General features: G+C 74.5%; 22 protein-coding genes. 5 read left to right on the top strand and 17 right to left on the bottom strand.

Translation table 11 applies throughout. The annotated features are described in order from the left end of the window. Positions 1-75 precede the first annotated feature (75 nt). The gene (locus tag M8316_RS21135) at positions 76-1,680 is read left to right on the top strand and encodes a zinc-dependent metalloprotease family protein (RefSeq protein ID WP_250055023.1); all 1,605 of its coding nucleotides are present in this window, start codon (positions 76-78) and stop codon (positions 1,678-1,680) included. Positions 1,681-1,723: 43 nt separating this feature from the next. On the opposite strand, the gene M8316_RS12435 is transcribed toward M8316_RS21135, so the two are convergent. Both M8316_RS12435 and M8316_RS12430 read right to left on the bottom strand, forming a co-directional pair. Beyond that, positions 1,724-2,368, bottom strand: a complete 645-nt coding sequence (locus tag M8316_RS12435) for a CoA transferase subunit B (RefSeq protein WP_250055021.1) — start codon at positions 2,366-2,368, stop codon at positions 1,724-1,726. A 1-nt stretch (position 2,369) separates the two neighbouring features. Further along, positions 2,370-3,167 carry a CoA transferase subunit A gene (locus M8316_RS12430; protein ID WP_250055019.1) on the bottom strand — a complete coding sequence of 266 codons (798 nt, stop codon included), beginning with the start codon at positions 3,165-3,167 and terminating at the stop codon, positions 2,370-2,372. A gap of 103 nt (positions 3,168-3,270) precedes the next feature. On the opposite strand from M8316_RS12430, the gene M8316_RS21130 reads away from it, so the two are divergent. Continuing rightward, positions 3,271-4,035, top strand: coding sequence for an IclR family transcriptional regulator (locus M8316_RS21130; RefSeq protein WP_250055017.1), 765 nt, complete (start codon positions 3,271-3,273; stop codon positions 4,033-4,035). A 280-nt stretch (positions 4,036-4,315) separates the two neighbouring features. On the opposite strand, the gene M8316_RS12420 is transcribed toward M8316_RS21130, so the two are convergent. Together M8316_RS12420 and M8316_RS12415 are read right to left on the bottom strand one after the other, a co-directional pair. Beyond that, positions 4,316-5,017, bottom strand: a complete 702-nt coding sequence (locus M8316_RS12420) for a helix-turn-helix transcriptional regulator (protein ID WP_250055015.1) — start codon at positions 5,015-5,017, stop codon at positions 4,316-4,318. A gap of 305 nt (positions 5,018-5,322) precedes the next feature. Beyond that, entirely contained in the window at positions 5,323-5,589 is a 267-nt protein-coding gene (locus tag M8316_RS12415; protein WP_250055013.1) for a DUF7218 family protein, read from the bottom strand. Between the two features lie 213 nt (positions 5,590-5,802). Between M8316_RS12415 and M8316_RS12410 the strand changes: the two genes are divergently transcribed. After that, positions 5,803-6,414 carry a TetR/AcrR family transcriptional regulator gene (locus M8316_RS12410; RefSeq protein ID WP_250055011.1) on the top strand — a complete coding sequence of 204 codons (612 nt, stop codon included), beginning with the start codon at positions 5,803-5,805 and terminating at the stop codon, positions 6,412-6,414. A 26-nt stretch (positions 6,415-6,440) separates the two neighbouring features. Here the strand turns inward: M8316_RS12410 and M8316_RS12405 are convergent, their stop codons facing one another. Beyond that, positions 6,441-7,211 (bottom strand): enoyl-CoA hydratase/isomerase family protein, encoded by a 771-nt coding sequence (locus tag M8316_RS12405; RefSeq protein WP_250055010.1) that lies wholly within the window; start codon positions 7,209-7,211, stop codon positions 6,441-6,443. Between the two features lie 55 nt (positions 7,212-7,266). Then, on the bottom strand, positions 7,267-7,959 hold the full coding sequence (locus M8316_RS12400; protein ID WP_250055009.1) for a hypothetical protein: 693 nt from the start codon (positions 7,957-7,959) through the stop codon (positions 7,267-7,269). 105 nt (positions 7,960-8,064) lie between these two features. On the opposite strand from M8316_RS12400, the gene M8316_RS12395 reads away from it, so the two are divergent. After that, on the top strand, positions 8,065-8,937 hold the full coding sequence (locus tag M8316_RS12395) for an HhH-GPD family protein (protein ID WP_250055008.1): 873 nt from the start codon (positions 8,065-8,067) through the stop codon (positions 8,935-8,937). Positions 8,938-9,025: 88 nt separating this feature from the next. Here M8316_RS12395 and M8316_RS12390 read toward each other — a convergent pair whose 3' ends face one another. The 10 genes from M8316_RS12390 to M8316_RS12345 all read right to left on the bottom strand — a co-directional run bounded on the left by M8316_RS12390 (position 9,026) and on the right by M8316_RS12345 (position 20,332). Continuing rightward, positions 9,026-11,617 (bottom strand): ATP-dependent Clp protease ATP-binding subunit, encoded by a 2,592-nt coding sequence (locus M8316_RS12390; protein ID WP_250055007.1) that lies wholly within the window; start codon positions 11,615-11,617, stop codon positions 9,026-9,028. Positions 11,618-11,838: 221 nt separating this feature from the next. Next, positions 11,839-12,174, bottom strand: coding sequence for a histone-like nucleoid-structuring protein Lsr2 (locus M8316_RS12385; protein ID WP_250055006.1), 336 nt, complete (start codon positions 12,172-12,174; stop codon positions 11,839-11,841). A 300-nt stretch (positions 12,175-12,474) separates the two neighbouring features. Then, positions 12,475-13,386, bottom strand: coding sequence for a dihydropteroate synthase (locus M8316_RS12380; protein ID WP_250055005.1), 912 nt, complete (start codon positions 13,384-13,386; stop codon positions 12,475-12,477). Continuing rightward, entirely contained in the window at positions 13,383-14,135 is a 753-nt protein-coding gene (locus tag M8316_RS12375) for a dihydrofolate reductase family protein (RefSeq protein WP_250055125.1), read from the bottom strand. The genes M8316_RS12380 and M8316_RS12375 overlap by 4 nt, the downstream gene beginning before the upstream one ends. Positions 14,136-14,388: 253 nt before the next feature. Then, entirely contained in the window at positions 14,389-15,204 is an 816-nt protein-coding gene (locus M8316_RS12370) for a type III pantothenate kinase (protein ID WP_250055004.1), read from the bottom strand. Between the two features lie 4 nt (positions 15,205-15,208). Next, entirely contained in the window at positions 15,209-16,132 is a 924-nt protein-coding gene (gene nadC / locus M8316_RS12365) for a carboxylating nicotinate-nucleotide diphosphorylase (protein WP_308196012.1), read from the bottom strand. Then, positions 16,129-17,928: an L-aspartate oxidase gene (locus M8316_RS12360; RefSeq protein WP_250055003.1), complete on the bottom strand. Its 1,800-nt coding sequence runs from the start codon at positions 17,926-17,928 to the stop codon at positions 16,129-16,131. Before M8316_RS12360 ends, nadC begins: the two co-directional genes overlap by 4 nt. A gap of 10 nt (positions 17,929-17,938) precedes the next feature. Continuing rightward, on the bottom strand, positions 17,939-18,394 hold the full coding sequence (panD, locus tag M8316_RS12355) for an aspartate 1-decarboxylase (protein WP_250055001.1): 456 nt from the start codon (positions 18,392-18,394) through the stop codon (positions 17,939-17,941). A gap of 37 nt (positions 18,395-18,431) precedes the next feature. Then, positions 18,432-19,337 carry a pantoate--beta-alanine ligase gene (gene panC, locus M8316_RS12350; protein WP_250054999.1) on the bottom strand — a complete coding sequence of 302 codons (906 nt, stop codon included), beginning with the start codon at positions 19,335-19,337 and terminating at the stop codon, positions 18,432-18,434. Continuing rightward, positions 19,334-20,332 (bottom strand): Rossmann-like and DUF2520 domain-containing protein, encoded by a 999-nt coding sequence (locus tag M8316_RS12345; RefSeq protein ID WP_250054997.1) that lies wholly within the window; start codon positions 20,330-20,332, stop codon positions 19,334-19,336. Before M8316_RS12345 ends, panC begins: the two co-directional genes overlap by 4 nt. Positions 20,333-20,535: 203 nt before the next feature. On the opposite strand from M8316_RS12345, the gene M8316_RS12340 reads away from it, so the two are divergent. Beyond that, positions 20,536-21,657, top strand: coding sequence for a glycosyltransferase family 2 protein (locus tag M8316_RS12340; RefSeq protein WP_250054995.1), 1,122 nt, complete (start codon positions 20,536-20,538; stop codon positions 21,655-21,657). 128 nt (positions 21,658-21,785) lie between these two features. Here M8316_RS12340 and M8316_RS12335 read toward each other — a convergent pair whose 3' ends face one another. Next, entirely contained in the window at positions 21,786-22,745 is a 960-nt protein-coding gene (locus M8316_RS12335; protein ID WP_250054993.1) for an ABC transporter substrate-binding protein, read from the bottom strand. Between the last annotated feature and the right edge of the window lie 187 nt (positions 22,746-22,932).

Genomic DNA, 22,932 nt, shown 5'->3' with positions numbered 1-22,932 from the left:
CTTGGCCGGATCTTGTCCGTGCCCGCCTGCACCGGCACGCCCCGGGGCCGATCAACGCCCCGGAGGTGTTGATCCGTGCCCGTGCCGTTCCCGCCCCGCCTCGCGGCGGGTCTCGCCGTCGCCGCGCTCGCGGCGCCCCTCGGCGTGCTCGGCACCGGGCCCAGCAGCGCCGAGCCCGCGAGCGACCCGCTGGCCGCGGTCGCGGCCCGCGCGGGGCTGTCGGTCGCCGCGACCCACGAGGTGCTCGCCGAGGACGAGACCGCGGCCGTGCGCGACGGGCGGCTCGTGTACACCGAGCCGGCCGCCCCCGTCGCGGCGCGGGCGACCGCCGACGCCACGAGCGCCCGGGTGGCCCCGCTGGAGAGCACGTTCGCCCTGCACAGCAACCCCGGCGCCGCGCTCACCATCCTGCTCGACGTCGACGGCACCACCACCGCGGAGCAGGTGATCGGCAGCGCGTGGAACCTCACGGTGCTGGGGGCGCACCCCGCCTGGGACCCGGCCGGCGACGGCCCCACCTTCTCCGACGCCGAGCTCGCACGGGTGCAGGAGGTCTGGGCCCGGGTCGCGGAGGACTTCGCGGCCTTCGACGTGGACGTCACCACCGAGGACCCCGGCACCGACGCCCTGGTGCGCACCGACACCGCCGACACCCGCTACGGCACCCGGGTGCTCATCACCCCGAGCGTGAGCGCCTACGCCGAGCTGTGCACGCGCGGCTGCGGCGGCCTCGCCTTCGTCGGCACCTTCGCCGCCACGGGCGGACGGCACCAGCCCGCCTGGGTCTTCCCGCAGGGCACCGGCGGCAGCGCGAAGTCGGTGGCCGAGGCCGCCTCGCACGAGGCCGGCCACAACCTCGGCCTCACCCACGACGGCGACGCCACCTCGTCCTACTCGCGCGGGCAGGGGGTGTGGGCGCCGATCATGGGGGTCGGCTACTACCGCCCCCTCACCCAGTGGAGCCGCGGCGACTACCCCGGTGCGACCAACCCCCAGGACGACCTCGCGATCCTCGTCGGCCGCCTCGGGCTGCGGGCGGACGAGGCGCCGTCGCTGCCCGCCGACGCGACGCCCGTCCTCACCACCGACGGCCTCACCACCGACGGCCTCACCACGGACGGCGGCGGGGCCGTCGTGGCCGCCGGCGTGATCGGCACCAGCGACGACGTGGACGTGCGCGCCCGGCTGGTGCGCAGCACCGACCCGGGCTCTCCCCTGGTCACCGCCGCTCCCACCGCCATGGCCGCGCGCGGCGTGGTCGAGGGCCTGGACGCCACCCTGTCCGTGCCCGAGGCCGGCGAGGCCTGGGTGCTGCTGGTCGACGGGGTCGGCGAGGGCTCCTGGAGCGACGGCGGCTACGACGACTACGCCAGCCTCGGCTCCTACGAGGTCTCGGTCACCGGCTGCGGCGACGCGCTGCGCCCGGCCCGACCCGGCCGACCGCGCGTCCGGGTGCGCGCGGACGGCTCCGTCGTGGTCGCCTGGCGCGGCGCGGGCGACAGCGGGGCGCCGGTCCTCGCCTACCGTCTGGGCGGCACCGCCGAGCGGACCCGGGTCTCCCCCGACGTCCGCCGTGTCGTGCTCGCGGCCCCGGCGCCCGGCACGCACCGCGTCCGGGTGGTCGCGATCGGCGAGCACGGCACCACGGCCGGGCGGTGGCGTCGGTTCCAGACCGGCTGAGCCGGCCCGCTCCCTCGCGTCGCCACCCGGGAGGCCGGGGAGGTCAGGAGGCGACCAGGGCGCTGCGCAGCGGTGCGCCGGTGGCCTCGCGCACCTGCTCCTCCGTCACGTCCGGTGCCAGCTCCACGAGCACGAGGCCGTCGTCGGTGACGTCGAGGACGGCGAGGTCGGTGATGATCCGCTGCACCACGCCGCGGCCGGTGTAGGGCAGCGAGCACTCGGTGACGATCTTGTGGCTGCCGTCGCGGGCGACGTGCTCCATCAGCACGATCACCTTCTTGGCGCCGTGCACGAGGTCCATCGCCCCGCCCATGCCCTTGACCATCTTGCCGGGGATCATCCAGTTGGCCAGGTCGCCGGTGGCCGAGACCTGCATGGCGCCGAGGATGGCGGCGTCGATCTTGCCGCCGCGGATCATGCCGAAGCTGAGCGCGGAGTCGAAGAAGGAGGCCCCGGGCCGCAGGGTGACGGTCTCCTTGCCGGCGTTGATGAGGTCGGGGTCCTCGGTGCCCTCGACGGGGTAGGCGCCCACGCCGAGGATGCCGTTCTCGCTCTGGAGGACGAGCTCCACGTCGTCGTCCACGAAGTTCGGGACGAGGGTGGGCAGGCCGATCCCGAGGTTCACGTACATGCCGTCGCTGAGCTCGGTGGCCGCGCGGGCGGCCATCTGGTCGCGGTTCCAGGGCATCTCAGGCACCTTCCGTCTCGGCGGTGGGGTGGGCGGGGCGGACCGTGCGCTTCTCGATCCGCTTCTCGGCCGCCTGCTCGGGGGTGAGCGGGAGGACGCGGTGCACGAACACGCCGGGCACGTGGACCTCGTCGGGGGCCAGCTCGCCGGGCTCGACGAGGTGCTCGACCTCCGCCACGGTGAAGCGGCCGCACATCGCCGCGAGCGGGTTGAAGTTGCGGGCCGCGGCGTGGAAGACGAGGTTGCCGTGCCGGTCGCCCTTCCAGGCGCGCACGAGGCCGACGTCGGCAACGACCGCCCGCTCGAGCACGAACTCCTTCTCGCCCTCGGGGGTGTCGAACCGCGCGGTGGGCTTCGGCGGGCTGGCGACGGCCACGTTGCCCTCGCTGTCGTAGCGCCAGGGCAGGCCGCCCTCGGCGACCTGGGTGCCCACGCCGGTGGCGGTGTAGAAGGCGGGGATGCCGGTGCCGCCGGCGCGCATCCGCTCGGCGAGCGTGCCCTGCGGGGTCAGCTCCACCTCCAGCTCGCCGGAGAGGTACTGCCGCGCGAACTCCTTGTTCTCGCCCACGTAGGAGGCCACGACGCGGCGCAGCCTGCCGGCGGCGAGCAGGAGCCCCAGGCCCCAGTCGTCCACGCCGGCGTTGTTGGAGACGACCTCGAGATCGTCGACGCCGGCCTCGAGCAGGGCGTTGATGAGCACCGAGGGGATGCCGCACAGACCGAACCCGCCGACCGCGAGGGTCGCGCCGGGCTCGACGCACGTCACGGCCTCGGCCGCAGAGGAGACCACCTTGTCCATGCGTCGAGTCCAGCCCCGTGACGGCGGTCACGTCAACGGCCGTCCGGCAGGCGGCCGCGGATTGGCCTGTGAGTGAGCAGCGCCAGCCGCTACCGTTCGGTGAGTGGACACCCCCGTGGACGGCGTCGGCCGCACCGCCGCCGTCCTGCGCGCCCTCGCGGGGGCGGAGCCGGACGGGGCGGGCACCTCCGCCCTCGCCCGCGCGGCGGGCCTGCCCCGCGCCACGACCCACCGCCTGCTGACCGCACTGGCCGAGACCGGGCTGGCCGACCGGGACCCCGGCACCGGCGACTGGCACGTGGGCCCCGAGCTGTACCTGCTCGGCGCGGCCGCCGCGCGCCGCTACGACGTGACCGCCCTGGCCCAGCCGTTCGTGCGCCGCCTGGCCGACGCCACCGGCGAGAGCGCCTTCTTCTCGGTGCGCCGCGGGGAGGAGACCGTCTGCCTGGTGCGCGAGGACGGCAGCTTCCCGCTGCGCAGCCACGTGCTGCACGAGGGCTCCCGCTTCCCGCTCGGCGTGGTCTCGGCCGGCATCGCGGTGCTCGCGCACCTGCCCGAGGACGAGATCGACGACTACCTCTCGCGCGTCGACCTGGTGGCCGAGCACGGCGAGCAGCACGCCCCGGCGCCGCTGCGCGCGCTGCTGGAGCGGACCCGGCGCGAGGGCTGGGCGACCAACCCCGGGCTCGTCGTGCGGGGCTCGTGGGGCATGGCCGCCGCCGTCTTCGACCTGCACGAGCGGCCCGTGGCCGCGCTCTCGCTCACCGGTGTCGAGCACCGTTTCGAGGACGCTCGCCGCCCCGAGCTGGGCAGGCTGCTGCTGCGCGAGGCGCACGCCCTCACCGAGCGCATGCGGCGGCGCGGCTGAGAAGTGGACTGATCCACTGATTAGAACGCCGGGAGGCGGGGTACCTGTCGAGAGATCCCAGCCTGGTCGGCGGGCCCCGAGTACGGTTCGGGGCCCGCCGAGGGCTGCGGCAGAGCCGCGTGGGCCCTCCACCCGTTGTCCGGTGATGTCTCACCCGAGGCCGGTGGAATCGGTGGGCCGTGGCGCCACAGTAGTGGCGCCTCGTCCGCCGCGAAACTCACCCGCTCGGGTCTCGTCCGAACGAATGAGGCTCCGCGACAGGCGGGTCAGGGAAGCGGACTCACAGGGAGCCCGCCTGCTCGGCAACCGGCTCCTGGCCGAGCGCCTCCACCGCGTGCCGGCGCGCCTCGGCGACGGCCGCCGACGCGTCCGGGGACGCGTCGCCGGGCGCAGCCTCCGGCCCGCGGATCTCGGCCAGCGGGGCCAGCCCGTGCTCCATGCCCCAGGCCACGGCCTGGGCGCGACGGGTCACGTCGATCTTGCGGTAGGCCGCACGGATGTAGGTCTTGACCGAGTTGATGCTCAGGTAGAGCCGCGCCCCGATCTCGGAGTTGGTCAGCCCCTGGGTGACCAGCGAGAGGATCTCGGCCTCGCGCGGGGTCAGGTCGTGCGCGCCGTCGACCGTCTGGTCGATGACGGACAGCGGACCGGGGTCGGCCGGGATGCGCCGCAGCGAGGCGACCTCGCCGCCGTCGCGCAACGCCTCCACGGAGGCCACCAGGTCGGAGACCGGCATGGCCTTCGAGAGGTGGATGGCGAAGCTGCCGCGCACCGAGTCGCCGTCCGGGTCGCGCCACGAGTAGATCGCGGCCACGGCACCGGAGCCGCGCACCAGGTCACGGAGCATCGCCTGGGAGGTCGGCGTCTGCCGGGCCGGCTCGTAGAGCACGACGTCGACGGTCGTCGGCCTCTCCAGGGCCGCGCGAGGGTCGAGGAGCACCACGCGCGAGGTGTAGGAGGTCAGCATGGAACGCAGACCCACCGACGAAACCTCGAAGTTGTCGATGAGCGCGACGCGAACAGGTCGGTTGGCACTCACCACTAGAACGTAGCCCCCGAGAGGGGTCGCAGCACAGACGCCGAGAAGGGTTTCACCCGCGGAGGTGACCCCACAAATGTAAATATTCTGTATGTCGAACGCTTGTGCAAAGTTGCCCGGTCCACCGCGGACGACCTGCCGCACAGTCATACGTCATCGAGGCCCGCACGTCACGCGCCTCGCCCGGACGGGCGAGGCCGTCCTGCCCGGTGTCCGTGGGACCTCGGTCCCTGGTCCGGACCAGTGACTCACTGTTCGCGCAAGGCCTCCACCAGCTCGTCCTTGGTCATGGAGGAACGCCCCTCCACGTCCAGCTCCCGGGCCCGCTCGCGCAGCTGCTCGACCGTCCAGTCCTCGTAGCTGCCCGACCCACCACCGCGGGACCCGACCTCCTCGCGGCTCGAGGCCGCGGCCGCGTTGGCGATCCGGGCGGCCTTCTGCTTGGAAGCGCCGTCCTCCCGCAGCGACTCGTACAGCTCCGGGTCCTTGATGCTGCTGCTGTGCTCCTCGGGCACGGTCCGCCCCCTCCTGCGCCGCACGTGCACGGCGCCCGTCGTCCTGCCGCCCGCGGGACGCGGGGGCGTGCCGACGCTAGGCGCGCGTGTGCGCTACCGCCTCGCCCGTACGGTGGTCGAGCCCGGTTCTGGGTAGGTGCCTCGGCATATCTGGACGCAGGCGGAACTGAAACAAACCGCCCCGGGTCTTTACCTTCTGCCAGGATCAGCCGCATGAGCCAGGTCAGGTCGGTGGGGCGCCCGCGCGAGGTCGGGGCGGACGAGCGCATCATGCGTGCCGCGGTCGCGGAGTACGCCGCCTACGGTCGGGCCGGCTTCAGCCTCAACGGCGTGGCCCGCCGCGCCGGCGTGGGCAAGTCGTCGATCTACCTGCGCTGGCAGGACAAGGAGCGCCTGCTGGCCGACGCGGTGGCCTCCTCGGTGGTCGAGCCCGACCCGGAGGACACCGGCTCCTTCGCCGGCGACCTCAGCGCGCTGATGGTGGGGCTGCTCCAGTCGTGGTCGCAGCCGGCCACCCTCGTCCGGCACCGACTGGCGCTCGACGCGCTGCCCGCCGCCCCCGACGGTGGACCGGCCGAGGCCGCACCGCCGGTCGGCGCCACGGTCGACCCGGCCCCCGTGGAGGCCATCGACCTCATCCGTCGCCGGGCCCTGGAGCGCGGCGAGCCCGTCGGCCTCTCCACCGACCTGCTCGGCGACCTCGTGCACGGCTCGCTGATGCTCCTGGTCCTGCGGCGCGCCGTGCCGCAGGACGCCGACGAGGACGAGCTGGCCGCGCTGGTCGCCCCGTACCTCACCGCTGTCCTGGCCGCAGCCGCGGACTGACGAGGACGTCTCCCGCGGCCGGGCGCTCAGCCGAACGCCGGCGGCTCCTTGGCCAGGAACGCGCGCACGCCCTCCCGACCGTCCGGGCTCTCGACGAGGGCGCGGATGGCCAACGTCTCCTCGCGCATGAGCGCCTCGGGCACCACCCCCAGGCCCTCGCGCAGCAGGGCCTTCGTGCGGGCCGCGGCGCTCGCCGAGCCGGCCAGCAGGGAGGCGACCACCTCCTCGGACGCGGCGTCCAGGCCGTCGTCCTCGACGACGCGGGCGACGAGGCCGGCGTCGTGCGCCTCGGCGGCGGTGAGCCGGTCTCCCAGCAGCGCCAGCCGCAGCGTGCGGTGCAGGCCGAGGGTCTGGGTGAGCAGGGTGGTGCCGCCGTCGACGGAGAGACCGACGCGGCCGTAGCCGAGGCCGAAGGAGGCGGAGCGGGCCGCGAGGACGACGTCGGCCGCCGCGGCCAGCGGGAACCCGGCACCGGCCGCCGCGCCCTGCACGGCGGAGACGACGACGGCGGGGCTGCGGGTCAGCTCGGAGACCGTGCGGTGCAGCGTCTCGGCCAGGTCGTCGACGTAGCCGCCCACGTCGTCGGAGCCCGCGAAGGCCGCGAGGTCGCCACCCACGCAGAAGAAGCGCCCCTGGGCGCGCAGCAGGATCACCCGTGCGCCGTCGCGCCCGGCCTGCTGCACGGCGGCAAGCAGCGCACCGGCCGAGGCGGTGTTGAGGGCGTTGCCCCGGTCGGGGGCGCTGAGGGTGAGGCGGGCGCAGCCGCCGCGCAGGTCGTACTCGACGGGTCCGGTCACGGGTGCTCCTCGGTGGGGCCCGGCCGGTGCCGGGCGGTCGCCGGCTGCTCGCCGGTCAGGGCGTGGTGATGGTGAACGTGGTGCTGCCGGCCTCGCCGCCCAGCGACGCCGCCTGGAGCTCGTACTCCCCCGGCTCGGCCCAGTCGGTGCTGACCGTGCAGCCCTCGTCGGACTCCCGGCCGCTCCAGGCGAGGGACACCGGCGTCGTGGAGTCGCGTCGCACCGCCAGGCGGCTGACCGAGAGGTCGGTCAGGGCGCGGCGGCACTCACGGGTCGACCACACCTCCCCGTCGTCGTCGCTGACCTTCACCACGACCGTGCGCGGGGAGACGTCGAACCAGCAGGCGGCCACCTTGCGGGTGCTCAGCTCGAGGGTGAACGTGGCGCCGGCGCCCGCGTAGACGGTGCCGACGGTCGGGGTCACGACCACCTGGCTGTCCTCGCAGGTGCCCTCGGGCTCCGCGGGGGTCGGCGTGGGCGTGGCGGTGGCCGTGCGCTTCTTCTTGCGCTGGCCCGTGCTCTGGCCCGCGCTCGCGGTGGCGTCGGCGGTGGCGTCGGCGGAGGGGTCGGCGCTCGCGGACGTGCCCGCCTCCGTGCCCGCCGAGACCTGCTGGGCCTGCTCGGTGGTGCCGGGCCCGGCGACGAGCCGGACCGCGCCCACCACGACGGCGACGAGCAGCGCGACGGCGCCGAGCACGACGACGCGTCGGACCCAGTACACGCGGGCGGGCAGGCGACCGCGGCTCACGAGGCCCTCCGGGCGGCACGGGGACGACGGCGGGGCATGGCCAGCACGCTAGTCAGCCGTGCCCCCTGGCGGTCGGAGGCACACCGACGGGCAGAATGTCGGGCCGTGCCCGACTCGACGCTCCACGAGCCCGTCCTCGACTGGTACGACGAGCACGCCCGCGACCTGCCCTGGCGGCGGCCGGAGGCGAGCCCCTGGTCGGTGCTGGTCTCCGAGCTGATGCTCCAGCAGACGCCCGTCGTCCGGGTGCTGCCCGTGCACGCCGCCTGGCTCGAGCGCTGGCCCACCCCGGCCGCCCTGGCCGCCGAGCCGGTGGGCGAGGCCGTGCGGGCCTGGGGGCGCCTGGGCTACCCCCGCCGGGCCCTGCGGCTGCACGCGGCCGCGGTGGCGATCACCGAGCGGCACGACGGCCTCGTCCCGGACGACCACGGGGCTCTCCTGGCCCTGCCCGGTGTCGGTGACTACACCGCGGCGGCCGTGGCGTCCTTCGCCTTCGGCCGGCGGCACGTCGTGCTCGACACCAACGTGCGGCGGGTGCTGGGCCGGGTCGTCGGCGGCGCGGAGCACCCCCGCCCCTCGGTGACGAAGGCCGAGCGCGAGGAGGCTGCGCTGCTGGTGCCCGACGACGACGCGACCGCCGCCACCTGGGCGGTGGCCGTGATGGAGCTCGGCGCCCTGGTCTGCACGGCGGCCGGGCCGCGGTGCGAGGCGTGCCCCGTGGCCGACCAGTGCGCCTGGCGCGCGGCCGGCTACCCCGCCTACGACGGGCCCGCCCGCCGCGCCCAGGCCTGGGACGGCACCGACCGCCAGTGCCGCGGGCGCCTCATGGCGGTGCTGCGCGACGCCGACGGACCCGTCCACCGCTCCGCCCTGGACGCGGCGTGGGGCCCGGAGGCCCAGCGGCTGCGGTGCCTGGCCGCGCTGGTCGCCGACGGCCTCCTCGTGCACGTCGCCGAGGACGTCTACGCCCTGCCCTGACGCCGCATGGTCCCTGGCTCCGGACGCACGACGGCCCCGGGACCTCGCGGTCCCGGGGCCGTCGGCTGCTGGTCAGCCGGTGGCGGGCTCAGCCCTGGGCGGTCGCGCCGCCCTCACCGCTGGACGGGCTGCCGCCCGACTTCGGCACGTCGGCCGCGCCGCCGCCGGACTCGCTCGCGCTGGCGGTCTCCAGCGGGGGCAGGTCGGGCAGCTCGGCGACCTTCTGGCCCTGGAAGGTGAAGGTGCGGGCAGCACCCTCGCCCTCGACGTCCACGAGCACGATTTGGCCGGGGCCGACCTCGCCGTAGAGCATCTTCTCGGCCAGGACGTCCTCCACCTCGCGCTGCACCGTGCGGCGCAGCGGACGGGCACCGAGCACCGGGTCGAAGCCGCGCTCGGCGAGCAGGTCCTTGGCCGCCTGGGTCAGCTCGATCGCCATGTCGCGGTCGCGGAGGCGGACCTCCACGGCGGCGATCATGTTGTCGACCATCGAGATGATCTGCTCCTGGCTCAGCGGCGGGAAGACGATGACCTCGTCGACACGGTTCAGGAACTCGGGGCGGAAGTGGATCTTCAGCTCCTCCGACACCTTCGACTTCATCCGCTCGTACGAGCCGGCGGCGTCACCGGCCTGGTTGAAGCCGAGGTTCACGGACTGCGCCATGTCCCGGCTACCCAGGTTGGTGGTCATGATGATGACGGTGTTCTTGAAGTCGACGACACGACCCTGCGAGTCGGTCAGTCGCCCCTCCTCCAGGATCTGCAGGAGGCTGTTGAAGATGTCCGGGTGGGCCTTCTCGACCTCGTCGAAGAGGACCACGGAGAACGGCTTGCGGCGCACCTTCTCGGTGAGCTGGCCGCCCTCCTCGTAACCGACGTATCCTGGCGGGGAGCCGAACAGCCGCGAGACGGTGTGCTTCTCGCTGAACTCGGACATGTCGAGCTGGATGAGCGCGTCCTCGTCACCGAAGAGGAACTCCGCCAGCGTCTTCGACAGCCACGTCTTGCCGACACCGGAGGGGCCGGCGAAGATGAACGAACCGCCGGGGCGCTTCGGGTCCTTCAGGCCGGCACGAGTGCGGCGGATGGCGCGGGAGAGGGCCTTGACGGCCTCGTCCTGACCGATGACGCGCTTGTGGAGCTCGTCCTCCATCTTGAGCAGTCGCGTGGACTCCTCCTCGGAGAGCTTGACGATCGGGATGCCGGTCGCCACGGCGAGCACCTCGGCGATCAGCTCCTCGTCGACCTCCGCCACCTCGTCCATGTCGCCGGAGCGCCACTGCTTCTCGCGCTCGGACTTCTTGAGGATGAGCTGCTTCTCCTCGTCGCGCAGGCGCGCGGCGGCCTCGAAGTCCTGACCGTCGATCGCCGCCTCCTTGCGCTGGCGGACCTCGCCGATCTCGGTGTCGAACTCGCGCAGGTCGGCCGGGGCCGTCATGCGACGGATGCGCAGGCGCGAGCCCGCCTCGTCGATGAGGTCGATCGCCTTGTCGGGCAGGAAGCGGTCGGAGATGTAGCGGTCGGCCAGCGTCGCGGCCGAGACCAGCGCCTCGTCCGTGATCGTGACGCGGTGGTGCGCCTCGTACCGGTCGCGGATGCCCTTGAGCATCTCGATCGTGTCGGCGATCGAGGGCTCGGGCACCTGGATGGGCTGGAAGCGGCGCTCGAGCGCGGCGTCCTTCTCCAGGTACTTGCGGTACTCGTCGAGGGTGGTCGCGCCGATGGTCTGCAGCTCGCCGCGGGCCAGCATCGGCTTGAGGATGCTGGCGGCGTCGATCGCGCCCTCGGCGGCACCCGCACCCACGAGGGTGTGGATCTCGTCGATGAACAGGACGATGTCGCCGCGGGTGCGGATCTCCTTGAGCACCTTCTTCAGGCGCTCCTCGAAGTCACCGCGGTAGCGGGAGCCCGCCACCAGGGCGCCGAGGTCGAGCGTGTAGATCTGCTTGTCCTTCAGCGTCTCCGGCACGTTGCCCTTGACGATGTCCTGCGCCAGGCCCTCGACGATCGACGTCTTGCCGACGCCGGGCTCGCCGATGAGGACCGGGTTGTTCTTGGTGCGGCGGGACAGCACCTGCATCACGCGCTCGATCTGCACGGCCCGACCGATGATCGGGTCGAGCTTGCCGTCGCGCGCGTCCTGGGTGAGGTTGCGCCCGAACTGGTCGAGCACCAGGGAGGATGAGGGGGACTCGCCCCCGCCGGTCGTCGCCGCCTGCGCCGACTGGCTGGACTCCTTGCCCTGGAAGCCGGAGAGCAGCTGGATGACCTGCTGGCGGACGCGGTTGAGGTCCGCGCCCAGCTTCTGCAGGACCTGGGCGGCGACGCCCTCGCCCTCGCGGATGAGGCCGAGCAGGATGTGCTCGGTCCCGATGTAGGAGTGGCCGAGCTGCAGCGCCTCGCGCAGGGACAGCTCGAGCACCTTCTTGGCGCGCGGGGTGAACGGGATGTGGCCACTCGGCGCCTGCTGACCCTGACCGATGATCTCCTCGACCTGCGCACGCACAGCCTCGAGCGAGATGTCCAGGGACTCCAGAGCCTTCGCGGCGACACCCTCACCCTCGTGGATGAGGCCGAGCAGGATGTGCTCGGTCCCGATGTAGTTGTGGGAGAGCATGCGGGCCTCTTCCTGGGCCAGCACGACCACCCGGCGGGCACGGTCCGTGAACCGCTCGAACATGGGCATCGCTCCTCGTACTGGGGGAACCCACCGCCAGGGACGGTGGGGCTCTGGTCCTTCCAACCCTTCGCCCACCCTACGCGTTCCCGGAACGGGTCAGGAGGGCATCCGCTGTCAGCGAACACGCCACGGCGAGGGAGGGACGGGCACGGCGCCCGCCCCGCACCGGGGACGAGCGCCGTGGGACCCGCCGGCGGGCGGGTCGGGGTGCTGCGGTGGCGTCAGTGCGCGGCGTCGTAGGCCTCGCGCACCTCGGCGGAGACCCGGCCGCGGTCGGGCACGTCGTGACCGTTCTCGCGGGCCCAGTCACGGATCTCCTTGGCGGAGGGGCCGGAGCCGGTCGCGGCGGCGGCCTTCTTGGCCCCGCCCGAGGAACGACGGCCGGCGACCTTGCGGCCGTTGCCCACGTAGAGGGCCAGCGCCTCGCGGAGCTCACCGGCGTGCTCGTCGGAGAGGTCGATCTCGTAGGAGACGCCGTCGAGCCCGAACTGCACCGTCTCGGTGGCCTCGGAACCGTCGAGGTCGTCCTCGAGAATGATCTGCACCTTCTGCGCCATGAACATTTTCCTTTCGTCGGTGAGACTCCCGCAGAATTCGGCGGCAATGCCACCCTGACAATGCGGGCCGCGAGAAGACTCTGAATCAATTCGTCGCCGACGCTAGCAGTAATTACGCCTTTCCGCGCAAACTCGCGGACGCCCTTGTGGAATTGAATTCGCGAAACGACGCCCGTCGCACAGGACCTTTGCCCGGGCCGGGGTCGCGCCAGCACGAATACGCGAAGATTGCTCCACCACCGGGAATCGGCATGAATTCCTGGACAGGCCTCGGGAGAGCAGGGCCGCCGGAAAACGGGATCAGCGACGGTCCGGGTCCGGGGAGAAGTCCGCCATGGCGTGCAGCACGCCGCGCACGCGGGAGATCTCGTGGGTGCGCAGCACGCCGGTGCGGCCGAGCGAGGCGAGCACCGCGAAGAACCCCTCGGCGGTGGTGACCTCCTCGCGGAAGTGGTTCATCGCCGCCGGCAGCGCGTGGCACACCGGCACCCCGAGGCGGCGCAGCCGGAACGTCTGCAGCAGGACGGCGGCCTGGTACCGCGCCCGGTCGACGTAGTCGGGGTTCCAGGCGAACCCGAACCCGACGCCGGGGTCGACGGCGATCGAGCGCACCCCCAGCGAGCGGGCGTGCTCGATCCGGGCGGCGAACCGGTCCAGCGCCGCACCCATCGGGTCGTCGGCGGGGCCGGCGGCCGCCTCGAGCTCGCGCGGGTTCTCGCCACCGACGTCGCACATCACCACGGACGCGCCGTGCCGACCGGCGAGGTCGAACATCGCCTCGTCCTCGCCGGAACCGGTCAGGTTGAGCACGCTCGCCCCCGCCTTCAGGCAGGCCTCCACGACGGAGGGGTGGTAGCTCTCGACCGACACCGGCACCCCCGCAGCGACGAGGTCGGTGACCACGGGCACCAGCTGGTCGGCCTGCCGCTGCTCGGCGACCCGGGCGGCGTGCGCCTGCACGGACTCCGCGCCGACGTCCACCACGTGGGCGCCCTGGGCGGCCAGGATGCGGCCCAGCCGCAGCGCGGCCGGCGCGTCCGGCACGACCGACTCCCGGTACCAGGAGTCCTGCGACAGGTTCACCACGCCCATGAGCACCGGGTCGGTGTCGGTGTCGTGCTCGGTGCCGTCGATCGTGAACGGGGCCACCGGCAGGTCGAGGTCGTCGCCGTAGCGGTCGAGCAGGGCGGCGAGGGAGCGGAGGTCGATCATGCGAGGTCCTCCCGGACGTAGCGGCCCATGAGGAACCCGTCCTCGGTGAGCACGTGGCGCAGGGCGAACCGGGCGGGGTCGCCGAGCACCTCGGTGGTGGGGGTGGTGGAGGTGCCGGCGAGCACCGGCGAGAAGGTCAGGTCGGCCTCGTCGAGCAGGCCGGCGGCGGTCACCTGCCGCAGCAGGGTCGGGCCACCCTCGCACACCACGCGCCACAGGCCGCGGGCCGCGAGGTCGGCCAGGACGGCGGCGACGTCGACGCGCTCGCCGGGCAGCACGACCAGCTCGCACCGGTCGGCCAGGGCCGCGCGGGCGTCGGCCGGGGACTGCTCGGTCGTGTAGACGAGCGGCGGCAGGTCGGAGGCGAGGAAGCCGTCCTCGCCCAGCGGGAGGCGCAGCGAGCCGGAGACCACCGCGAGCCTCGAGGCCGGGGCCTGCCCCTGCGCGGCGCGGCGGGCCGCGTCGTCCGGGTTCGCCCGCATGGGCCCGTACTCCTCGGCGGCCAGCGTGCCGCCGCCCACGAGGACGACGTCGGCGAACCTGCGGACGGCGGTGAAGACCGCCCGGTCGGCGGTGCCGGAGACCGAGAGGCTGAGGCCGTCTGCACCTGCGGCCGCGCCGTCCAGCGTGGAGACCATCATCGCCCGCACCCAGGGGCGACGGACCTCGGCGGGCCCGCGCTCGGGCCACGGGTAGTGGTCGGCGACAGCGTCGGCCTCGACCGGGCCGACGGCCGGCCCCAGGATCATCTGCACGAGAGCAGACGGTAGCCAGCCCGGGCGCACCAGCGGGGTGGGGCGGTCCTGGGCCGGTCCTGGGCCGGTCCTGGGCCGGCGGGGCTCCGTGGCGGTGGTGGTCTCGACGTGCGCTCGTCGCCTCACCGGTGATCGAGGTGCGACGAGCACCGGCGAGGAGCCACGAGATCCCCGCACCCGGCCGGGGCGCGCACCGGAGAGGCGTCGGTGGTCTCGAGACAGGACTTCGTCCTTCCTCGACCGCCGGCTAGCGGTGGTTGCGCGCGAAGACCAGCCCCAGGCCGAGGAGGGTGAGGTGCGGCTCGACGTCGGTGAAGCAGCCCGCCTCGTCCGCGACGAGGCCGGCGTAGGCGCCGGTGGCGACGACCCGTGTGGTGGCGGGGTCGAGGTCCTGCTCGGCCAGCGCCCGGCGGACCAGTCCCTCGACCATCGCGGCGGTGCCGTGGACGAGGCCGGACTGCACGGCCTCCACGGTGTTGCGGGCGACCACCGAGCGCGGGCGGACCAGCTCGACCTGCCGCAGCTGCGCGGCCCGTCGTCCGAGACCCTCGAGCCCGACCTCCACGCCGGGCGCGATCGCGCCGCCCACGTACTGCCCCGCGGCGTTGACCACCTCGAGGGTGACGGCGGTGCCGCCGACGTCGACCACGACCGCCGGCCCGCCCCAGCGCGTGAGCGCGGCGAGGGCGTTGACGACCCGGTCGGCACCCACCTCGCGCGGGTTGTCGGTGAGCACGGGGATGCCGGTGCGCACGCCGGCGCCCACCACCACGACCGGCAGGTCGGGCAGGTGCCGCTCGAGCATCTCGCGCCACCGGCCGAGCACCCACGGCACCGTGGCGGCCACGGCGACGCCCTCCACCTCGTCCAGGTGGGGCCCGACCAGGCCGCGCACCAGCACGGCCCACTCGTCGGCGGTGCGGCGCTCGTCGGAGGAGAGCGTCCAGTGCCGCACCACCTCGCCGCCCCGCTCGCCGGGGGCGACGACGCCCAGGGCGGTGCTGGCGTTGCCGAGGACGACGCTCAGCAGCCGCCCGGCGGGCTGCGGTGCAGCGGGGGCCACGGGCTCAGTCCTCCCGGAAGTCCAGGCCGAGGTCGAGCACCGTCACCGAGTGCGTGAGCGCGCCGGAGGAGACGAAGTCGACCCCGGTCTCCCCGACCGCCCGGGCGCGCTCGATGGTCAGCCCGCCGGAGGCCTCCAGGGTGGCCTCGCCACCGGTCAGCTCGGCGTTGATCGCGACCGCCTGGCGCAGCAGGTCGGGACCCATGTTGTCGAGCAGCACCTCCGTGCAACCCGCCTCGAGCACCGCGCGCAGCTCGTCGAGGTCCTGGACCTCCACCTCCACCCGGATCACGCCGTCGCGCTCGCGGACGGCCCGGTAGGCCTCCACGACCCCGCCCGCGGCCACCACGTGGTTGTCCTTCACCATCGCCCGGTCGACCAGGGAGAACCGGTGGTTGACGCCGCCACCGCAGCGCACGGCGTACTTCTGCAGGTCGCGCCACCCGGGCAGCGTCTTGCGAGTGTCCAGCACCCGGCAGCCGGTGCCCTCCAGCGCGTCGACCCACCGAGCGGTCGCCGTGGCGACGCCCGAGAGGTGGGAGGCGAAGTTGAGGGCGGTCCGCTCCGCGGTGAGGACGCCGGCCACCGGACCGCGCACCGTCATCACGACGTCGCCGGGGACGACCCGGGTGCCGTCGGGCACGCGAGCCAGCACCTCGACGGCCGGGCCGAGCGCGTAGCGGAAGGCCAGCTCGGCGATCGCGAGGCCGGCGACGACGCCCTCCTGGCGGCTGGCCAGGTCGGCGGTCGCCGTGCCCATGGGCGGCATCGCGGCCGAGGTCGCGTCCTCGGCGCCGCCCGGCAGGTCCTCGGAGAAGGCGAGCGCCACGTGCGCGTGCACCGCCTCCGGCGAGAGGCCGGCGTCGGCGATCTCCGCGACCAGCGCGGGGTCCATGCCGGCCAGCGGCGTCTGTCGGATCGCGCTCACGCGGCGCCCTCCCCGTCGGTGTCAGCGGTGGTGTCAGCAGTGGTGCCAGCGGTGGTGCCGGCGGTGGCGCCGTCCGCGGCGTCCAGGTCCTGGTCCGTGGCCCCGGCCGGGAAGAACGTCCAGCTCATCTCGCCGTCGAGGAGTCGGACGTCGACGTGGCCCGCCCACGCGGCGTCGTCGCGGTCGGGGTGGTCCTCGCGCCAGTGCGAGCCGCGGGTCTCCTGGCGCAGCGTCGCGGCGCCGGTGAGCGCGGTGGACAGGGTGGCGAGGTTCGTGACCTCCCAGGAGTCCAGGTACGGCTCCTCGTCGGTGGCTCCGTGCATCTGCGCGAGCACCTGGTCGGCGATCGCCAGGCCCGCGGCGTGGCGCAGGACGCCGACCTGGTCGGTCATGACCTCCTGCAGCCCGTGCCGGGCCTCGGCTGCGACGAGTCCGGCGGTGCGGGCGTCCTCGACGGGCTCGGCCCACCCGCGCAGCTCACCGGGCAGGACGTCGGCGATCCGGCGCGAGAAGACGAGTCCCTCGAGCAGGGAGTTGGAGGCCAGCCGGTTGGCCCCGTGCACGCCGGAGCAGGCCACCTCGCCGGTGGCGTAGAGGCCGGGCACGTCGGTGCGTCCCCACGTGTCGGTGGCGACGCCGCCGGAGGCGTAGTGGCAGGCGGGGGCGACGGGGATGAGGTCGGTGACCGGGTCGACGCCGTGGCTGCGGCACGTGGCGAGGATGGTCGGGAACCGGCGCTGCCAGAACGCCTCCGGGTCCTCGCCGCGGTCGGTGCCCAGGTGACGGGCGTCGAGCCACATGTGCGGCATGCCGGTCTCGATCATCCGGCGGCGGATGGCCTTGGCGACGACGTCGCGCGGGGCCAGGTCGGCCAGCTCGTGGACGCCGGTCATGAACCGCGTCCCGCCCTCGCTCTCGAGGCCGTCGACGAGGAACGCACCCTCGCCGCGCACCGCCTCCGAGATCAGCGGCTGCTGCCCCGCGGCCAGGGGGCCGAGGTACATGACGGTGGGGTGGAACTGGACGAACTCGAGGTCGCGCAGCGTCGCACCGGCGCGCAAGGCCAGCGCCATGCCGTCGCCGGTGGAGACCGACGGGTTCGTGGTCTGGCTGAAGACCTGGCCGAGCCCGCCCGAGGCGAGCACCACCGCGCGGGCACGGACGAGACCGACGCCGTCGTGCTGGCCCTGGCCCATCTCGTGCAGGGTCAGGCCGGCCACGCCGCCGTCCTCGGCCAGCGCGAGGTCGAGGACGTGGGCGCGCTTGACGATGCGGATCTGCGGGTTGCGGCCCACCGCCGCGACGAGGGCGCGCTGGATCTCGGCGCCGGTGGCATCGCCGCCGGCGTGGATGATCCGGTCGCGGTGGTGGCCGCCCTCGCGGGTCAGGGAGAGCTCGCCCTCGGGGTCGAGGTCGAACTGGGCGCCGAGGCCGATGAGCTCACGGACGGCCTCCGGGCCCTCCTCGACCAGCACCCTGACCGCCTCGGCGTCGCAGGCGCCGGCGCCCGCGACGAGGGTGTCGACCTCGTGCTCGTGCGGGGTGTCGCCCGGGCCGAGCGCGGCGGCCACACCGCCCTGCGCCCACCGGGTGGACCCGACGGAGATCCGGTCCTTGGTGACCACGACGACGTCGGCGTCGGGGCCGAGCGCCTCGACCAGCCGCAGCGCGGCGGTCAGGCCGGCCACGCCGGAGCCGACCACGACCACGTCGGCCCGCTCGGTCCAGCCGGGCTCGGGGGCCGCGAGACGGCCGGGGACGGTGCGGCTCGGGAGCCGTGCGGCAGGCGTGGACATCCTGGTCAGGCTAGCGCCCGACGCCGACGGCCCCGACGGCGTCACCTCGGGTGAGACCGGTGCGGGGGTCGCTGACGCGCCCGTCGCCCGTGCCCACGGACGCCGGGTCGCCGCCCGTCTCCAGCACGCGGTTGTGCTCGTCGACGAAGACGACGTGCGGCACGTGCGTGCGGGCCTCGGCGGTGTCCATCTGGCCGTAGGCGATGAGGATGACCAGGTCGCCCGGGTGCACCAGGTGCGCGGCGGCGCCGTTGATGCCGAGCACGCCGGAGCCGCGGGGCCCGGCGATCGTGTAGGTCTCCAACCGGGCGCCGTTGGTGATGTCGACGATGTGCACCAGCTCGCCGGGCAGCAGGTCGGCGGCGTCGAGCAGGTCCTCGTCGACCGTCACCGAGCCGACGTAGTGCAGGTCGGCCTGGGTCACGGTGGCGCGGTGGATCTTCGAGGTCATCATCGTGCGGAGCACGGGTCCTCCAGGGGTGGGGGTCGTCGACGGGCCGGCGTCAGTCGAGCGAGACGGGCACGTTGTCGATGAGGCGGGTCGTGCCGACCTTCGCGGCCACGAGCAGCTGCGCGGCGGTGCCGGGCTCGGGCGCCTGCGGCAGGTCGCCGAGGGCCGGGTCGGTGAGGGCCAGGTAGTCCAGCTCGAGGCCGGGCTCGGCCGCGAGCACGGCACCGGCGGCCGCGCGGACGGCGGCCGCACCGTCCACCCCCGCGGCCTGCCCCGCCAGCAGCGCGCGGGAGAGCGCGAGGGAGACGCGGCGCTGGTCCTCGTCCAGGTAGCGGTTGCGGCTGGAGAGGGCGAGACCGTCGGTCTCGCGGCGGGTGGCGCCGCCGACGACCTCGACCGGCAGGCAGAGGTCGGCCGCCATCTGCTTGATGAGCACGAGCTGCTGGTAGTCCTTCTCGCCGAAGATCGCGAGGTCGGGGCGGACGAGGCCGAAGAGCTTGGCCACGACGGTGAGGACGCCGCGGTAGTGGCCGGGCCGGGTGGCCCCCTCGAGCACCTCGCCCAGCGGGCCGGGCTCGACGGTGACCTGCGGCTGCGCCGGCCACGTCGGGTACATCTCGGCGACCGTCGGGGCGAAGACGACGTCGACCCCGGCCTCGGCGCAGACCTCGAGGTCGGCGTCCAGGGTGCGGGGGTAGCGGTCGAGGTCCTCGCCCGCGCCGAACTGCAACGGGTTCACGAAGACCGAGACGACCAGCGGGCCGTCGCCGACCTGCTCGCGGGCCGCGCGCATGAGGCTCGCGTGGCCGTCGTGCAGGGCGCCCATGGTGGGCACCAGGCCCACGCGCCCCGGCCGCCCGAGCACGACCTGGCGCTCGGCGATCGCCGCCGCCAGCTCCTCACGGGTGCGGACGAGGACCGGGCGCCGGGTGGCGGTCGCAGTGGTGGTCGCGGTCATCGGACGTCCCCCTGGTAGCCACGCATGGTCGCGCCGAGGGTCTGCCCGGACGTCGCCCGCGGCGCGCTGCGGGAGAGCAGCCGCTCCTCGGCGTCGGCCAGGACGGTGCGGACGGCGGCGGCGCGCAGGGCCGTGAGCCGACCGTCGAGCACCGCCCGGGAGACCGTGGCCTGCGCGAGCGCCAGGTAGGAGCCGAGCGTGTGCGGCGCCTGGGCGAGAAGGTCGCTGACGTGGGCGCGGACGGTGCCGACGTCCCCCCGGACGATGGGGCCGGTCAGCGCCGCGTCCCCGGACTCCAGGGCGTTCGCCAGGGCTGCCTCGAGCAGCGGGCGCAGCGTGCCGCTGGTGTCGTCGACGCCGGCGGCGGCGAGCACCTCCTTGGCCTCGGCCACGAGCGTGACCAGGTGGTTCGCGCCGTGCGCCAGGCCCGCGTGGTAGAGCGTGCGGCGGCTCTCGGGCACCCAGGTGGGGCGGCCGCCGAGGTCGGCGACGAGCCCGTCGAGCAGGTCGTGCTCGGCCTCGTCGGCGGTCAGCCCGAACACGCAGCCGGCGAGCCGGTCGAGGTCGACGGCGGTGCCGGTGAAGGTGAGCGCGGGGTGCAGGGCGCCGGTGCGGGCGCCGACCGCGCGGGCCGGCTCGAGCACGGCGAGGCCGTGGCGGCCGGAGGTGTGCAGCACGACCTGTCCGGGGCGCAGCGCGCCCGCGTCGGCCAGGGTCGTCGCGACGTTGCGCAGCATGTCGTCGGGGACGGTGAGCAGCAGCAGGTCGGCGGCGCGGGCGACGTCGGTCGGCTTGCGCACTCCGACGCCCGGCAGCAGGTCGGCCAGGCGCCGACGGCTCGCGTCGGACTCGCCCGAGGCGGCGACGACCTCGTGGCCGGCGGCGCGCAGGCGGGCCGCCAGGACGGCTCCCACGCGGCCGGCGCCGATGACGCCGATCCTCAGGCGGGCGCGCTCGGGCTGGGTGGGTGCCACGTCGGTGTGGGCAGGGTGCATCCTCAGGACCTCTCCGTTCCCGTCCCGGCCGTCCACCTGCCCCTGGTCTCAGGGACGGGCCGGCTCCGGGTACAAGACGTCTGGTGTTCCGGTGACCACGGTACGACCGGGCGGCCGGGTTCCGAACATCTCCTGGGAGTGGCGCAGGTCACATGCGGACGCCCGTCGTCCTCCCGAGCACCCGGCTGACTACGGTGACCGCCATGACGCCGTTGACCGGGCTCCTGCGCCGCACCCCTCCCCTGCTGAGCGTGGTGGTCACCGTCCGCGACGACGAGGACCGGCTCGCCGCCTGCCTCGACTCGGTGCTCGGCCAGGAGCACGGCCCGCTCGAGGTGGTCGTGGTGGACGACGGCTCGACCGACTCCTCCGCGGACGTGGCCGACTCCTACGCGCAGGCGCACCCCGACCGCGTCCGCGTGCTGCGACGCGAGCGCGTGGGCACCGGCGCCGCCCGCAACGCCGGCGTGCAGGTGGCCACCGGGGCCCTGCTCGCGTTCGTCGACGGCAGCAGCGTCGTGCCTCCCGGCGCCTACGCCGCCCTGTGGAAGCAGATGCGCCGCAGCGGCGCCGACGTGGTCACGGGCTCCTACGCCCGCTGGGAGGGCGACCGCCTGCTCGAGCCCGCCCGCATGCGGCACACGCACGCGCGCCGGGCGTGCCTGCTCGAGCAGTACCCGCGGGTCCTCGGTGACTCGATGGCCGGCAACAAGATGTTCAAGCGGAGCTTCTACGACGTCGCCGGCCTGGCCTGGCCGCTCGGCGAGCTGGCCGGGGACCCGGCGGGCGACGCGCCCACCACCACGCTGGCCTACCTGCAGGCCCGGTTGATCGGGATCGTGCCCGAGGTCGTCCTCCACTGGCGCCCGGCCGACGACGACGGCGCCGGCTCCTCGCCCGAGGACCTGGAGGCGCTCTGGCGGGCCAAGCGGGCCACGCTGGGGGCGGTGGAGGAGTACGGCTCGGAGAAGGTGTCCGAGACGTTCCGCGGCTCCGTGCTGGCCGCCGACCTGCCGCGCCACCTGGCCGAGGTGCCGGGGTGCAGCGACGCCTGGTGGAGCGCCCTCCAGCGCGGCGTCGTCTCCCTGTGGGGGCCGCACGGCTCGCTCGTCGACGCCGCCCTGGCCCCCGAGCACCGGCTGGTCGGCTGGCTGGTCGAGCAGGACCGCCGGGCCGAGGCCGAGCACGTCGCGACGCTGGTCCGCGAGCACGACGGGTCGCTGCCCCGCCGGGTCGAGCCGCAGGGCCGCGTCATCGACGTGCCGGACCTGGACCGCGCCACCGTGCCCCGGGCCGCCATCGAGCTGCGGCCGAACGAGAAGTAGCCGGCGCCGCGACCTTCCCGGCCCCTCCCGCCCGGCCCCTCCCGCCCGGCCCCTCCCGCCCGGCCCCTCCAGCACGACGACGCCCCCGGACGCGGGCTGCGTCCGGGGGCGTCGGGAGACGGGCTGCGTCAGAGCAGGCCGGCGTCGGTGAGGAACTCCTGCGCCACGTCGGCGGGCTTGGCCCGGTCGACGCTGATCCGGCCGTTGAGCTCGGCGAGGGTGTCGGTGTCGAGCGCCGCCATCAGCGGGTCCAGCACGTCGGCCACGTCGGGGTGGGCGTCCAGGAACTCGGTGGAGATGGCCGGCACCAGGTTCTGGGCGGGCTGGATGCCCTGGTCGTCGTCCAGGACGACGAGGCCCTGGGACTCCAGCGTGCCGTCGGTGGTGGAGGTCTGGCCGAGGTCGGACTCGCCGTCGATCACCGACGAGTAGGTCTGCTCGGAGGCGTAGCCGAGCGGCAGCAGCTTGGTGATGTCGATGCCGTAGACGTCCTCGAGCCCGGCCTCGCAGTCGGCGCGACCCTCGCAGTCGGGGGCCGCCGCGAGGACGACCTTCTGGCCCTCGAGGTCGGAGAGCGCGGTGACGCCGTTGGCGTCGGAGTAGTCCTGGGTGACGAAGTAGGCGTTGGCGTCCGCGGCCTCGGAGACGTCGAGCAGGGTGATGCCCGCGGCGTCGAGCAGGTCCGCACCGGCGTCCGCCATGTCCTGGCCGTCGGCCTCGGTGAAGGCCTCGGCGTTCGCGCCGTTCTCGCGGGTGTTGAGGAAGTTGACGATGCCGCCCACGTACTCGGGCACGACGTCGACGTCGCCGGGGAAGTCGGCCATGTAGGCGTCGCGGGCGTCGACGAGCTGGAGGGTGACGTCGTAGCCGGCGTCCTCCAGCAGCAGCTGGTACATGTTCGAGACCAGCTCGGCCTCGGCGAAGCTCTGGCTGGCGATGGTGAGCGAGCCGCCGGCCGACGCCGAGGACCCCTCGGAGCTGCCGCTGTCGGAGGCCAGGTCGTCGCCGGCGCAGGCGGTGAGGGCGACGGAGAGCGCCAGCGTGCCGGCGAGGGCGCCGAGGGCACGGCGCAGCGGGGTCTGCTTCATGGCGGGGTCCAACCTTCTGTGTCCCGCGGCCCACCCGGCAGGGTGCGGACCGCGCGTGTCCGGTCAGCGGGAGGCCCCCGCTGCCTCGTCCTCCCGTGCTGCGGCCGCCGAGCGCGGCCACCGGAGGGACGACGGTCGAGCCTAGGCGCGGCCGCCGACATTCCGTTCTCACCCGGGTGAGGGGTCC

Source organism: Nocardioides bruguierae (assembly GCF_023554635.1).
Taxonomy (GTDB): domain Bacteria; phylum Actinomycetota; class Actinomycetes; order Propionibacteriales; family Nocardioidaceae; genus Nocardioides; species Nocardioides bruguierae.
Note: the sequence above shows the minus strand (reverse complement) of the source record. Positions and strands in the feature narration are given on the sequence as shown.